The organism is Limnochorda pilosa (assembly GCF_001544015.1).
Classification (GTDB): domain Bacteria; phylum Bacillota; class Limnochordia; order Limnochordales; family Limnochordaceae; genus Limnochorda; species Limnochorda pilosa.
On record NZ_AP014924.1, the window covers coordinates 312,780 to 326,794 of the forward strand.

Annotated in this window: 15 protein-coding genes; 11 read left to right on the top strand and 4 right to left on the bottom strand. The window is 67.0% G+C overall.

Annotation, left to right across the window (positions count from 1 at the left end; translation table 11 throughout):
- Positions 1–53 precede the first annotated feature (53 nt).
- From LIP_RS01435 to LIP_RS01470, 8 genes are all read left to right on the top strand, one after another.
- The gene (locus LIP_RS01435) at positions 54–2,693 is read left to right on the top strand and encodes a molybdopterin-dependent oxidoreductase (RefSeq protein WP_068133353.1); all 2,640 of its coding nucleotides are present in this window, start codon (positions 54–56) and stop codon (positions 2,691–2,693) included.
- Positions 2,694–2,723: 30 nt separating this feature from the next.
- On the top strand, positions 2,724–3,338 hold the full coding sequence (locus LIP_RS01440; protein ID WP_068133356.1) for a DMSO/selenate family reductase complex B subunit: 615 nt from the start codon (positions 2,724–2,726) through the stop codon (positions 3,336–3,338).
- A 4-nt stretch (positions 3,339–3,342) separates the two neighbouring features.
- Positions 3,343–4,245 carry a dimethyl sulfoxide reductase anchor subunit family protein gene (locus LIP_RS01445; RefSeq protein WP_068133359.1) on the top strand — a complete coding sequence of 301 codons (903 nt, stop codon included), beginning with the start codon at positions 3,343–3,345 and terminating at the stop codon, positions 4,243–4,245.
- Positions 4,246–4,304: 59 nt separating this feature from the next.
- On the top strand, positions 4,305–5,036 hold the full coding sequence (locus LIP_RS01450; protein WP_068133362.1) for a TorD/DmsD family molecular chaperone: 732 nt from the start codon (positions 4,305–4,307) through the stop codon (positions 5,034–5,036).
- Positions 5,037–5,113: 77 nt separating this feature from the next.
- Positions 5,114–5,365, top strand: coding sequence for a hypothetical protein (locus LIP_RS01455; protein ID WP_144440264.1), 252 nt, complete (start codon positions 5,114–5,116; stop codon positions 5,363–5,365).
- A 247-nt stretch (positions 5,366–5,612) separates the two neighbouring features.
- The gene (locus LIP_RS01460) at positions 5,613–5,900 is read left to right on the top strand and encodes a hypothetical protein (RefSeq protein WP_068133369.1); all 288 of its coding nucleotides are present in this window, start codon (positions 5,613–5,615) and stop codon (positions 5,898–5,900) included.
- Positions 5,901–6,252: 352 nt separating this feature from the next.
- Positions 6,253–6,522 (top strand): hypothetical protein, encoded by a 270-nt coding sequence (locus LIP_RS01465; RefSeq protein WP_144440265.1) that lies wholly within the window; start codon positions 6,253–6,255, stop codon positions 6,520–6,522.
- A 94-nt stretch (positions 6,523–6,616) separates the two neighbouring features.
- Positions 6,617–6,979 (top strand): thioesterase family protein, encoded by a 363-nt coding sequence (locus LIP_RS01470; RefSeq protein WP_198409639.1) that lies wholly within the window; start codon positions 6,617–6,619, stop codon positions 6,977–6,979.
- Positions 6,980–6,993: 14 nt separating this feature from the next.
- On the opposite strand, the gene LIP_RS01475 is transcribed toward LIP_RS01470, so the two are convergent.
- Positions 6,994–7,239: a DinB family protein gene (locus LIP_RS01475; RefSeq protein ID WP_331456624.1), complete on the bottom strand. Its 246-nt coding sequence runs from the start codon at positions 7,237–7,239 to the stop codon at positions 6,994–6,996.
- A 99-nt stretch (positions 7,240–7,338) separates the two neighbouring features.
- A complete protein-coding gene (locus LIP_RS01480) occupies positions 7,339–7,530 on the bottom strand; it encodes a hypothetical protein (protein WP_068133381.1) in 192 nt (63 codons plus the stop codon).
- Positions 7,531–7,843: 313 nt separating this feature from the next.
- Between LIP_RS01480 and LIP_RS01485 the strand changes: the two genes are divergently transcribed.
- Positions 7,844–9,043, top strand: a complete 1,200-nt coding sequence (locus tag LIP_RS01485) for a pyridoxal phosphate-dependent aminotransferase (RefSeq protein ID WP_068133385.1) — start codon at positions 7,844–7,846, stop codon at positions 9,041–9,043.
- A gap of 87 nt (positions 9,044–9,130) precedes the next feature.
- Here LIP_RS01485 and LIP_RS01490 read toward each other — a convergent pair whose 3' ends face one another.
- Entirely contained in the window at positions 9,131–9,685 is a 555-nt protein-coding gene (locus LIP_RS01490; RefSeq protein ID WP_068133387.1) for a PadR family transcriptional regulator, read from the bottom strand.
- Positions 9,686–9,947: 262 nt separating this feature from the next.
- On the opposite strand from LIP_RS01490, the gene LIP_RS01495 reads away from it, so the two are divergent.
- Both LIP_RS01495 and LIP_RS01500 read left to right on the top strand, forming a co-directional pair.
- A complete protein-coding gene (locus LIP_RS01495; RefSeq protein WP_158509514.1) occupies positions 9,948–10,451 on the top strand; it encodes a DinB family protein in 504 nt (167 codons plus the stop codon).
- Positions 10,448–12,304 carry an AMP-dependent synthetase/ligase gene (locus LIP_RS01500; protein ID WP_068133394.1) on the top strand — a complete coding sequence of 619 codons (1,857 nt, stop codon included), beginning with the start codon at positions 10,448–10,450 and terminating at the stop codon, positions 12,302–12,304. Before LIP_RS01495 ends, LIP_RS01500 begins: the two co-directional genes overlap by 4 nt.
- A gap of 144 nt (positions 12,305–12,448) precedes the next feature.
- On the opposite strand, the gene argH is transcribed toward LIP_RS01500, so the two are convergent.
- Positions 12,449–13,987 (bottom strand): argininosuccinate lyase, encoded by a 1,539-nt coding sequence (argH, locus tag LIP_RS01505; protein WP_068133396.1) that lies wholly within the window; start codon positions 13,985–13,987, stop codon positions 12,449–12,451.
- Between the last annotated feature and the right edge of the window lie 28 nt (positions 13,988–14,015).

The following is a 14,015-nucleotide window of genomic DNA, read 5'->3' on the forward strand; positions in this document are numbered from 1 at the left end:
GACCGCCGGGGTTTGACCCGCTCAGGCACATTCCCACGGGGGAGAGCGATCAGATGGCCCAGAAGAACAGCGTCGGCGAGCCGGTCGGACCGGCTGGCGTCTCGCGCCGGGCGTTCCTGCAATGGAGTGCGGCCCTGGGGGTATCCCTCGGCTCAGTCCAAAGTGTCAGCTTTGGGCTTCAGCGGGTTGAGGCCGCGCCGAAGAGTCTCCGGGAGGGGAAGTGGATCCCCGTCGCCTGTTGGGGCGACTGTGGAAGCAAGGGCTTCAACAAGGTGTACGTGGTCGACGGCGTCATCACGCGCTCAGGCACGGACGACACCATCACGGACAGCCCCACCTGTCCTCAACTGCGCAGTTGCGCCAAGGGGCGGGCACAGCGCAACCGGATCCTTGCTCCCGACCGCCTGAAGTACCCCATGAAGCGCAAGCACTGGGCTCCCGGCGGCGGGGAGAAGGAGCTGCGCGGCAGGGATGGGTGGGTGCGCATCTCCTGGGACGAAGCGTTGGACATCCTGGCGAGCGAGATCAAGCGCGTTGTCGGAAAGTATGGCAACACCGCCGTCTACATGCCGTCGTCCGCCACCGGAACGGGCACCTATACGGAAGTCGAGCGGGCGCTGAAGCTGTACGGAGGGTTCATCACGGACTGGGCTTCGTGCTCCAGCGGTACCTGGACGGCGACCGGTCCCGCCATCGGCCTGCCGCGCTCGCGCAGTGGCACGGGAGAAGACCTGAACGATGGCTTCGATCTGGCCAACGCTCAGCTCATCGTGCTGTGGGCGTCCAACCCTGCATGGAGTAGGGCGGGCAAGCCCGTGTACGCTCTCCTCCAGGCGAAGAAGGCGGGCGCGCGGTTCGTCGTCGTCGACCCGTTCTTCCATCCAACCGCCGCCGCGATGGGCGTGTCGACGGACGATTGGCTGCCAATCCGTCCCGCAACGGATCACGCCTTGGTGCTTGGTATGATGCACACCCTCCTGGTCGAGGACGACCCCGTCTCGTCGCCTCTCGTCAACTGGGAGTTCCTCCACAAGTACACGGTCGGATTCGATCGGGACCACATGCCGGCGGGGGCCGACGCGAAGGAGAACCTGAAGGATTACGTTCTCGGTACCTACGATGGCCAGCCCAAGAGTGCCGAGTGGGCGGCGGAGATCTGCGGCGTTCCGCCTGAACGCATCCGGGCCCTCGCGCGGCTGATCGCCACCACCCAGCGGGTGACGGTCATCATGTCGCCGGCCCCCGCACGGGTCAATGACGCGCAGTCGTGGCCCCAGGTGATTACGGCGCTGGGCGCCATGACGGGACACTTCGGGACGCCCGGCAACTGCGTCGGAAGCGACGCCGGCCACGCCTGGCTCATGGAAGGGCCCGAGCTCGTCAAGGGCGGTACCTGGATCGGGCGGCCAAGCGACTTCCCCGATCGCCCTCGCGTCGTGAACCCTGTCAGGATCGCGGTGAACCGAAACGAGCTCTGGGATGCCGTCCTGACGGGTAAGTACACCGCCGGGAAGGACGACGTTCGGGACATCAACATCCAGATGATGTACTTCGGGAAGGCGAGCCGTCTCAATCAGATCCCGGGGGCCGTCAAGGGCATCCAGGCCTTCCGCAAGGTGGAGTTCGTCGCCTCCCAGGACATGTTCATGACCCCGCACTGCGCCTTCTCAGACCTGGTGCTACCCATCACCTCGCGCTGGGAGCGGTTCGGTGAGGTGAGCACCAGCTTTCGGGACTCGCTGCTGTGGACCAGCCAGGCCATCGAGCCGCTCTTCGAAAGCAAGGACGACATCTGGGTCGCTCGCGAGCTGGCGGTACGCTTGGGTGTCGACCCGGACGTCGTGCAGCCGTACTCGTCGAAGCAGGACATCTTCAACCAGGTGGCCGCCGCGCGAGTCATCAGCGACGACGGCACGACCTACGAGCCTCTGGTCACCATCACCCAGGCCGACATCGACAAGCTGGGCGTGGTCGGTACTCCCCAGCAAGGCAGGATCGGGTTCTGGGAGTTCAAGGAGAAGGGGATCTACCACTTCCCGCGCAAGCCGGGCGACAAGTTCGGGCACATCGTCCTCAAGGACTTCGTGGACGATCCCCGGGAGCATCCGCTCGCCAGCCCCAGCGGGAAGATCGAGATCCACTGCCAGACGCTGGCAGACAAAATCGAGGCGGTGGGATTCTCGAAGATCCGCCCGATTCCGGCGTACACTCCGCCGACCGAGGGCTACGAGGATACCTTCTCCGACTGGGACAAGAAGGTCAAGGGCGAGTACCCGCTGCAGCTCCTTAACCTCCATGTCCCCAGGCGAGCCCACTCGAACTTCGACAACACGCGGTGGTTGCAGGAGGCCTTCCCTAATCTCGCGATGATGAACCCTCTGGACGCGGCCGAACGCGGCCTGCGGAACGGCGACACTGTCGTCATCCGGAGCCGCCACGGCAAGGTCCTCACCCGGGTGGCCATCTACGAGACCATCCGCCCCGGCGTGGTCGGAATGGGCCAGGGTGCGTGGATCGATTGGGACGATGAGCTGGGCCTGGACCGGGGAGGGTGCACCAACATCCTGTGCGGTGCCATTCCTACGGGAGAAGGTCATCAGGGCTGGAACAGCTGCAACGTCCAGGTCGAGAAGTGGACCGGAAAGCCCTTGCAGCCCGACCACAAACGGCCGCTGAGGGTCATCGAAGGGTAACGACTCCACTCACGAAGGAAGCGACAGACCATGAAACAGAAGGCGTGGTACTTCGATGCCAGTTCCTGCATCGGCTGCAAGACCTGTGAGATGGCCTGCAAGGACACCAACGACCTCCAGGTTGGCGTGCGGCTGCGCCGTGTGCGGGAGTACGGCGGTGGCCACTGGATCGTGCGCAACGGCTTCGAGCAACCGGCCGGCGTGTTCACCTACTTCGTCTCCACATCGTGCATGCATTGCCAGGAGCCCCCATGCGTGAACGTATGCCCGGCCGGGGCGATGCAGAAGCGGGAGGAAGACGGCATAGTGGTCGTGGACTCGGAGAAGTGCATCGGATGCGGTTACTGCCAGTGGGCATGCCCCTACGATGCGCCCCGGCTCGACCCAACGACGCACATCATGAGGAAGTGCGACATGTGCATCGACCTGCAGGACCGCGGGGAGAAGCCGGCATGTGTGGCCAACTGTCCGATGCGTTGCCTCGATTTCGGCGAGCTTGAGGAGTTGCGGGCCAAGTACGGGGACGTGGACACGATCATGCCGTTGCCCTCGGGTGACGTGACGAAGCCGTCGTTCGTGGTGACTCCGCCCAAGTATCCAAGCCAGTCCGCGGGCGGACGGATTAGAGACCTGATGGAGGCGTGAAGCCATGGTCAAGACCTGGGCGCTGGTCGCCTACACACTCCTCACGCAGATGTCCGTCGGCACCTTCCTGGTCTACTGGTTCAGCTGCCTAGCCGCCCGGCGCGAGTCGAACCCGGAGGTGGAGCGGCTGATTCACCGGCCTCTGCCGATAATCGCCGCCCTGCTCGTCCTGGGCATGGTCACCTCGCTCTTCCACCTGGGGCGCCCGATCATGGCCTACCGGGCCGTGACCAACCTGGGAACCTCGTGGCTTAGCCGGGAGATCCTCTTTACAGTAGCCTACGGCTTGCTCGGCCTGCTCTATGTGGGCGTGGTGAGCGGCCGTGTGAAGCTCTCGAGCTGGACGAAGGCCCTTGGCTGCCTGGTCAGTCTGACCGGCATCGGGCTGGTCTACAGCATGTCCAGCATCTACATGATCGGGGCGGTGCCCTCGTGGAACACTATGGCCACCCCTGTCGGGTTCTTCGCGGCGACCCTCCTTTTGGGCGGTCTGATCACGGGCGTTGCCTTTCAGACTGGTGGTGTGGCCGGTCAGCCACGACAGCCTGCCACGCTCATCAGGGAACGCGTCTTCCAGTGGATCGGGCTCGGGTCGATACTGCTCCTTGGGATGCAGGTGGGTGCTCTCGTCTTGGCCACCGGGCAGCTGTCGGCCCAAGGTGCAGCCGTCGTAGGCGGAGTCGCCTCGGTGTCCGAGAGTTTCACGGCGCTGACTGCGCTCTACCTGATCCTGGCGTTCCTCGGAGCCGGGTTCTGCGGGGCTCTTGTCTATGGGGAGACCCTCAAGTCCGGGGAGAGGAAGAGCCTGAGGCAGCTGACCTACGTCGCCTTCGCACTGGTGCTGGCTTCGCAGGTCATTCACCGCTTCTTGTTCTACGTGAACGAGGTACGGATCGGCTTGTACTGAGGGTCGAGGCACGGGGGGGAGGGCCCGCATCGGGCCCTCTCCGTGAGGGGAGCCTGAGCATGCTGAGAGACGTGCATACTCCGAGTGAGATGGAGAACGGGGTTGCGACGCGCGACTTCCTGATGGGCGAGATCCTGGCCTTCGGCGTCATGGGGAGAATCTTCTACTCCTACCCAGAGGCGGAGTGGATCGTGGGTCTCATGAAGAACGACGTCTTTCAGCAGACACCGCTGGCTTCCGGTCAGCCGGACGTCCGCCGGGGCCTTGAACTCATCATGGATTGGATCGAAGACCATACGCCCGAGGAAGCCGTAGACGCGCTTGAAACCGACTACATTCGCCTCTTTGTCGGTGCCGGGACGCACGTTCTGGCACCTCCATGGGAGTCTGTCTACACCAGCTCAGAACCGCTCCTCTTCCAGCAAGAGACGCTCGACGTCCGCAACTGGTACGCACGGTTCGGCTTGGAGGCGGTCAACAAGGCCCATGAACCCGATGATCACGCCGGCCTCGAGCTGGAGTTCCTGGCGCACCTAGCAGGGATCGCCTTGAATGCCCTTGACGAAGCTGATTCATCCGGTTTTCGCGACGCGATCGCCGGGCAACGAGCCTTCTTGACAGAGCATGTGCTCGCCTGGATACCTTCGTGGTGCAACCACGTTACCGCTCAGGCCGTTAGCGATTTCTATCGAGGGTGTGCCTTGGTGACCCGCGGCCTGGTCCTTGACCTGGCAGAGCATCTTGGCGTCCAGGCGTACGGGAAGCCATACCCCACCTCTGCGTCCCGCTGAAGACGCGCGGCTGACCGGTCCTTCCACACCGTGCGGGTGAACGACTCAGCTTCCGGTGGGGCGGTGCGGCGATCACGGTGACCCCGGTGGCATACGCCTTGACCCCGCTCCTGGCCCGGGTGGTGGCGATCGTAGACGACTACGACGTCCTCACCTTCGAGCGGACCTACCGTCCGGCGTGGGAGGAGGCGGAGGCGCATGGGTACATCCGAGAGGAAGGAGGGCGCCTCTTCGACCCGCCCTGCGTGGAAGTCTGGGAACGGATCCATGGGAAGAGCGCGCAGGCGGGCTCGCGGTGGGCGCGAGGAGGCGACCAGATGCCGGGGTAGGGGTAGGGCCAAGGCGCCAAGAGAGAGGGCTTCAAGGACTCCGCGCACGCCGAGGAGGCGAAGACACCTGAAGCGAACGGATGATGGGCGTCCCGCCATCATCCTGGAGGAGACACAGGCTCGCTGGAAGACGTGCCGGGGATACGTGGAGAACGTGGCGCACGCCGTCGCCTTGGCTGCCGACGAGCGGGCTAAGGGCCGGATCTATGACGTGGCCGACACCCACGACGTCACCGAGGCGGAGTAGGTGCGCGCCATCGGGCGGGCGGCCGGCTGGTCCGGAAGGCTGGTGTCCGTTCCCCGCGAGGGTCTGCCCCAGGGCTGGTCGGAGCACGGCAACTACGCCCAGCACCTTTCGGCTGACACCACCCGCATTCGCCGGGAGCTGGGCTACCGGGAGTCCGTCTCCGTCGAGGAGGGCCTCACCCGCACTGTGGCCTGGGAGCGCGTGCATCCACCAGCCCCGGTGCTTCCCGAGGCTTTCGACTACTCCGCTGAGGATGCCGTGCTGGCCGGGCTCAAGAGAGGGGAATAGGCGCCAGGTGGAACGCAGGGTACGGTCTCTTCGCTGGATCTGGCTCGCGGTCCTGATCGTTGCCGGGGGGGTCGGGACCCTGGTCGCCATGGGTCCCGGCCGGCTGCTGAACCGTTACGCTCCCCATGCGCCAGCTCCGCCCGAGCAGTGAGCCCCGGCCTACGCCTACGAACCGGGCGAGATCGCGGCCTTCGCCTTCGATAGGGGGCGAGAGCGGCCGCTCTTCGAAGGAGAGATCAATGGCCGGAAGATGGTGCTCTTCTTTGATTCAGCGAACGCCTTCGGGCTGACGGTTCCCGTAGGGTGGGTGCGCGAGGAAGGGTGGAAGGTGACCGGGGAAAGCCGGCACGTCGTGGGCGGCGAGGCGATCGGCTCCTTCCCGGATTTCGGTGTCTTCTCTTTCTCGGTAGCTGGGTTCGCCCTGCCGCTCGAAAAGGGCACCTCCAGCAGCACCAGCGAAGCCAGCTTCGGCTGGACCGCGCTGGAGGGACGACGGATCACCCTGGATTACGAACATGGCCGGGTGGGCATCAGCCCGTCGCCCCTTCGTTCCATGGGGACCGGGCTCTCGCGGTCGAGCTTCCAGCCGAAGGAAGGAACGCAGGCTCGGCCTCTGGAATGAGACGCCGGGACATCGAGCCCGGGGGTGCGACCGCATGAGCCACGATGGGACAGGCCCGATCGAAGCAGGGCTTACCGCAGAGACGGCATTCACTGTGAGCGAGGCCGATACGGCCGCCGCAGCCGGCTCCGGCCTGGTGGCGGGCCTTGCCACTCCCACCCTGCTCGCCTGGATGGAGCAGGTCGCCTTTGAAGTGACCCGCCCCCACCTCCCCCGGGGCCATACGACGGTCGGCACCCGTGTGAACCTGGAGCACCTGGCTGGGACGCCCACGGGGATGCGGGTCCGCGTCCGGGCCGAGCTGGTCGCGGTGGACGGGCGCCGCCTTCGCTTCCGGGCGGAAGCCTGGGATGAGGTGGAGCTCGTCGGACGGGCGGAGCACGAGCGGTTCATCGTCGACGAGGAGCGCTTCGCCCGGGGCCTGGAGCGCAAGCGCGCCGCCACGACGACGTCCTGATCGGTCGAGGACGCCTACGCGCGCCCTGTTTCCGTCATCACGAAGATGTAATCCGGCTCTGGGATCGAGACGCCGAGCCGGGTGAGGCCGTGGCGGATCTGGGAGCGGTGGTAGACTGCATGGGTGGCCGCGTGCAGGAGCATCTCGCCCCGGGTGGCGCGAAAGCCCGTGTCGCCCTTGAGCACCGGTGTATCCGGCGGTACCTCCACTACTTCCTGCAGCTGCTCGGGCGCGACCCTCGCAAGCGTTTCGAACGTCATCTGATCCACTACGTCCCAGAAGCGGTGGAGATCCGCGGGTGTAGGCAGGTCCGCCTCGGTGAGCCGTCTTCCTTCCTGACCCCAGATCCGGTACTGCAACTAGTTCCGCTGCGCCCGCACCACGTGCACGAGAATCGTGTGGAGGGAGCCGCGGCCCACGCCGGTCGGCTGATCCCAGGCACCGTCGGGCAAGGCTTCGAGCTTCGGATAGATCCCAACCCGGACCGTGCGATCCCACCGGAAGAGCTCCTCCACCACAGGAATCAAGCCGTCTGCAGGCAGGTGACCCATCCTCTCGCCCCCCCCCCCAATCTCGCTGCGAGCGTTCAACCGCCCGCAACGTTGGAGCGGAGCGCGCGGGCCGCCCGGCTCCAAGCACCTGACTCGTTTCGGCGTCGATTTCAGAGCCCCTGCAAGGAGTGGCCGGATCAGGCCGTCGAACTCTCTGCAGGACCGGTTGGGACGGTCTTGATTCGCTTGCGTGTGGGAAGATCCACAGTGAGGAAGCGCCTGGTGGCTGGGAGGACTGGACGCCCAGGGCCAACGTCCATCGGGTCACGGTCCGCTGGCCGGCCGGCAGGCGACGGAGAAGGGAGCGAGCGGCATGCCGAGAGCCGCTGCGCGGGTCGCGGGAATCGCCGAGTCGACCATCCGGGAGATGACCCGGATCGCTGAAGCACACGGCGCCCTCAACCTGGCCCAGGGCTTCCCCGACGGGAACGCGCCTCCGGAGCTGGTCGAGTGGGCCGTGACCGCCCTTCGATCGGGGGAGAACCAGTACTCGTTCACCTGGGGAGACCCGCGTTTCCGCCGAGCCATCGCGGCGAAGACCGCGAGGTTCTGGGGGTGGGCGCCGGACCCGGACAGCGAGATCACCGTCACCTGCGGCGCCTCGGAGGCGATGGCCGCATCCCTTCTGGCCATCCTGGACCCCGGGGACGAGCTGATCGTCTTCGAGCCCTTCTACGAGAACTACGTGCCCCTGGCCCGGCTGGCGGGAGCGGAGGTCCGCTACATCCGCCTCGAACCGCCGGCGTTCCGCCTGGACGTCGAGGCCGTCCGCCAGGTGGCGGGCCCCCGGACCCGGGCCGTGGTCCTCAACACGCCCAACAACCCTACCGGCCGGGTTTTCTCACGGGAGGAGCTGGCCGGCCTGGCTGAGCTCTGCCGTGAGCGGGACCTCCTCCTGGTGAGCGATGAGATCTACGAGCACTTCGTCTACGGGGCGGCGGTCCACGTCCCCGTGGCCACCCTGCCCGACATGTGGCAGCGTACCATCGCTGTCAGCGGAGTATCCAAGACCTTCCAGGTGACCGGCTGGCGGCTCGGGTACGTCCTGGCCCCGGCTCCGCTGACTGCCGCCATCCGGAAGGTTCACGACTACTTGACGGTGGCGGCCCCCACCCCCCTGCAGGTGGCCGCCGCCCGGGCGATGGACGAGCTCCCGGCGAGCTACTACCAGGAGCTGGCCCACCGCTTCGCCCGGAAGCGAGACCTCTTCGTCAGCGCTCTGCAGGTCGCGGGGTTCGCCTGCAGCCTGCCGGAAGGGGCCTACTACGTCATGGCCGACGCCAGCCGGTTGGGAGCTCGGTCGGACTGGGAGGCCGCTCGGGCCCTGATCCGGAGGGCCGGGATCGCCGCCGTGCCGGGGTCCAGCTTCTTCCAGGGCGGCAGGCGGCCTCAGTCCGCTCCCCTCCTCCGTTTCGCCTTCTGCAAGGAAGATGCCACCCTGGCCGAGGCCGCACGGCGGTTGGCGTCCCTTGCCCGGCCGAGCAGCCCTGGGGCGAACGAACGGCCTTCCTGAGGGACCCCGACGGCTACCGCATCTGGTTGACCCAGCCCGCCGGCGCGCAAGACCTGCGCGGGCCCCGGCCGTCGGTCTCCAGAAGCGTCAAGGTCGCTCCAGCGTCTCAAGCTCGGCCAGCACCGCGTCGCACCATTCCACCATCATCCGGGCGTGCCGGCGGCCGAACTCCAGCGTCATCCGCCAATACGGTGCCTCCCGATCGGCTCCGGGCTCCCGGGCGGCCGACTCCAGCTCCGCAGGAACCTCTTCCTCGTACCGGCGCAGCAGCTCGGCGTGGTGGTTCCGCCACAGCTGAACGTGGCGGCGCAGTGCGCCCCGGGGTGCGGCACTCCCGAAGAAGAGCTGGACCAGAAGAGGGTTCCGCGTCTCCGGCATCGGAGGCGCTTTGGCCAGCCAACGGGCCAGCTCCTGGCGGCCCGCTGGGGTCAGGTGGTAGACACGGCGACTGGGCTTTCCCTCCCGGGGCTCTATGGTCGACGTCAACCACCCATCGCCCTCCATGCGGCGCAGCGTCCGGTAGACCTGGGGAAGGGTTGCCTTCCAGAAGAAGTAGACCGACCGATCGAACGCCTCCTTCAGGTCGTAGCCCGCGGCTGGTGAGTAGGAGATCAGGCCCAGGAGCGCATGTGCGAGCGACATCGGTCTGCCTCCCATGTCTGTCCTGATGAGTAGATGCCTGGGCAGATATGGTACTGCGACCATGGCCGACCCGTCAACACCACCCGCACAGTACCGATGCCCAGCCGCGCCGGCGAAGGCACGCCGGCGAAGGAGCTATGGATTTCTTTCCGGAAATTCGCTAAACTGATGGCAAGATGCAGGCGGGTTCGCCAACACGCTGGAGATGGCGTCCCAGGTGGCCTGGGAAACGCAGCGTCGCCGTCTCCTCGGGGGTGCGCGCGTGGGTGTCATCGGGGATCGGTTCGCTTTCTGGGAGCCGGTGCGCCTGGGTTTGAAGGCGGCCGTGGACGACCTGGCCGAGGAGGACCTGGCGTGGGAGCCGCCCAACGGCGCCATGAGCATCCACAAGCAGCTCCGGCACATCATCACCGCGGAGGAGATGTGGGTGCAGGCGGCGCTGCGAGGTGGGAGCTACACGGTCCGGTCGTACCGGGTGCTGCCCACCAAGGAGGCGATTCTGGAGGACCTGGACCGGGTCCACCAGCGGACCCTCGAATACTTGGCCACCCTGGACGAGCAGGGCGACCCGGAGGTTCTCCGCCACACGGTCTTGGTTCCCGCCGGCCCCTTCGAGGGGCAGCACCTCCGGGTGGGGGACATCCTCTACAACCTCATCGACCACGAGTGCCACCACCGGGGACAGATCGTCCTGATCCGGAGGCTCATGGGCAAGCCGTGCGAGCGCTTCGTCAACGCCCTGGCGTTCATGGAGGGAAACGAATGATCACCGTCCTCGAGCGGAAGCCGGCTCCCACGGTCGCGACCGACCTCCACGACGCTCCGAGTACTCCCGCGCTCTTCTTCGCCCAGGCCCGCCGCCTGGGGCCCAGGGTGGCCCTGCGCGAGAAGAAGTACGGTCTCTGGCGGGCCGTCACGTGGGAGGAGTACGCCCGCACGGTGCGCCACCTGGCCCACGCCTTCCTGGAGCTGGGCCTGCGGCCGGGCGACCGGGCGGCCGTGATCGGCGAGAACCGCCCCGAGTGGATCTACAGCGACCTGGCCATCGTCAGCGGCGGGGCGGTGACGGTGGGCATCTACCCCACCGACAGCGCCGAGGAGTGCGCCTACGTCCTGGGCCACTCGGAAGCGGTCCTCCTGGTGGCGGAGAACGAGGAGCAGCTCGACAAGGCCCTGGAGGTGCGGGACCGCCTGCCCGCCCTGCGTTGGATCGTGGTGATGGACCGCAAGGGCCTCCACCACTTCTCGGACCCGCAGGTGCTCTGGTTCGACGAGCTCCTGGAGCGAGGGCGGACGCTGGCCGAAGCGGACCCGGAACACCTGGACGAGATCGTCGCCACCATCGGCCCCGAGGACCTGGCCGCCATCATCTACACGTCGGGCACCACGGGGCCGCCCAAGGGCGCCATGCTCACCCACCGGAACCTGCTCTGGACGGCCGGAACCCTCGGTGAGGCCAACCCCTCCTACGAGGGCGACGAGTGCTTCTCGTTCCTGCCCCTCTCCCACATCGCCCAGCGCATGATCTCGGTCTACCTGGCCATCCGGTGGGGGATGACCGTCAGCTTCGTGGAATACCAGGACACGGTGCTCCAGAACCTGCGGGAGATCTCGCCCACGGTGCTCTTCGCCGTGCCCCGGATCTGGGAGAAGATCCACGCCCGGGTGGAGCTCACCATGCAGGACCGGGACTGGTTCAAGCGGGCCGCGTACCGCCTGGCCGTCGCCGTGGGCCGGCGCCACGCGGAGGCCCGGCTGTCGCGGGGGCGGGTGGGGCCCGGGCTCGCCCTCGCCTACGGGCTGGCCCACCGGCTGGTGCTGGCGCCCCTGAAGCACCGCCTGGGATTGGACCGGGCCCGCCTGGTCATCTCGGGGGCGGCGCCCATCAGCCCCGAGGTGCTCTGGTACTTCCACGCCATCGGCGTCCCCATCCGGGAGGTGTACGGCCAGACGGAGGGCTCAGGGCCCACCACCATCCACCAGCGGGAGCGGATCCGCCTGGGCACCGTAGGCCAGCCCCTGCCCGGCGTGGAGGTGCGCATTGCCGAGGACGGCGAGATCCTGGTACGCGGCCCCAACGTCTTCGCAGGCTACTTCAAGAATCCCGAGGCCACCGCCGAGACCCTGGACGGCGGCTGGCTCCACTCGGGCGACGTGGGCGAGCTGGACGCAGACGGCTTCCTGCGCATCACCGACCGGAAGAAGGACCTCTTCATCACCGCCGGCGGTAAGAACATCGCGCCCCAGCGCGTCGAGAACCTGCTGAAGACGAGCCCCTACATCAACGACGCCATCGCCATCGGCGACGGGCGGCGCTACGTCACGGCCATGCTGGTGCTGGACGAGGAGAACGTGGCCGACTACGCCCAGCGCCACCGGATCCCCTTCACCACCTACACGGACCTCATCCGGAACCGCGAGATCCGGCGCCTGATCGAGGGTGAGGTGAACCGTCTGAACCGCCACCTCTCCTCCCCCGAGCAGGTGAAGCGCTTCGCCATCCTACCCAAGCGCCTCTACCAGGAGGAGGGCGAGGTGACCCCCACCCTCAAGGTGAAGCGCCGGGCGATCGTGGAGAAGTACGCGGATCTGGTGCGGGAGCTGTATCCGGAGGGGTAAACGGGGTGGGGAGACGTCGGATTCCGGCGGAACCGTCCGAAGCCTTCCCCTGCGGATCGGGATGGCGTCCGGCGGCCTTCGAGATTTCCCGGGAAATCCCTGGCCGGTACGGGGGTCGTCGACGAACGCCAGGAACGCCGAAGATCACTCGGACCTGTCACCTCTTCGTTCGTCAAAGGGGTTCGCGCCGTCGACGAGGCGCTGCACCTCCTGGAGGCGTTGTTGGGAGGCGGCGTCCAGGCGGGCGTGCGTATCGGTCCGCCAGCGTTCTGACGCCTCCAGCCCGGCGCGGGCCTCGTCGAGCATGGCCCGCACCTGCTCCGGCGCGGGGCCGCCTTCGGTGCGCCGGACGTCCACGAAGTGCCCTGGGTCCAAAGCCTCCTGGAGCTCGGCTTCCTGAAGGGAGACCGGGCGGCCGAGGGTGGAGTCAGCGACCTCTTCGAGAAGGCGGGGCGTCCAGGTGGAGGGCGGGAGCTCATGTTCGCGTCCCACTTCGACCAGCCGGGCCACGACGGCGTGAGCGTGATGGAACGAAAGCCCGCGCTGCCGAACGAGGGTGTCGGCCAGCTCCGTCACGGTGCTGAATCCTTCGCCCGCACGCCGGCGCAGGAGATCCCGGTCCACCTGAAGCTCGCTCACCACGCGAGCGAGTAGATCGACGGCGGCTCCGAGGAGGTCCACCGCCTGGTGCCAGACGGGCTGGAGGTTCTCGGCGGTGTCGTTGATGTCGCCGAAGGGGACGTTCGCGTGCAGCGCATACGCCTGCTGCACCAGGGCCGGAACCCGGCCCAGGCGGGAGCGGATGTGTTCCAGCACCACGGGGTTCCGCTTGTTGGGCATGATGCTGCTCGCCTGGACGAGCCCGTTCGGCAGCCATAGCGCGGCCACCTCGTTGGACGCCCAGAAGAGCAGGTCGGCGTTGAAACGGCTCAACGTGGCTCCCAGCGTGCCGCATTCGGCCAGGAAGGGCAAGAGGTAGTCGGTGGCGGCCACGGCGTCGTAGGAGTTGCGTACGATGCCGTCGAAGCCCAGCAACTCTGCCTGGAGCCGGCGGTCGATGGTGAAGCCGCTGGTGGCGAAGGCGGCGGCTCCCAGGGGGGACCGGTTGACCAGCGGGTAATGGCCCTCCAGCCTGCGGCAAGCACGTTCGACTGCGTCCAGGACCGCCGCGAGGTAATGGGCCAGCGTGGTGGGCTGCGCTTGTTGCCCGTGGGTGTATCCGGGCATGATCGTGTCCACGTGCCGGCGGGCCTGCTCCAGGAGGGCGCCCGAGAGCAGGCCCACCTGCTCGTGAAGGCTCAGGAGCGCCCTTCGAAGGTCCATCCGGTACAGGGTGACGTCGATGTCGTTCCTGCTTCGAGCCAGGTGGAGGTGGCCAGCGACCTCTCCGGCCTCGGCCTCGAGCTGCTCCTGCACCCGGAAGAAGAGATCTTCGACGTCGCCCTGGTACGGCTCACCCCGGAGCCCTGAGCCCTCCACCCTGAAGAGGGCCAGAGCGATGGCGCGTGCGTCGGATCTGTTCAACCATCCGGCGCGAACCAGGGCCACCAGATGCGCCTGCTGGAGGGCGAAGAAGTGCTCCCAGTACCGTTGCTGCCAGAGCTCGTAGGAGGGTCGCAGCACATGGTCCACGTACCGCTCGTCCCATCGCGAGCCACCGCTCTTGCTCCGTCCGCCACTCAAAGGGACCCCTTCTTCCTGCAGCTCTTTC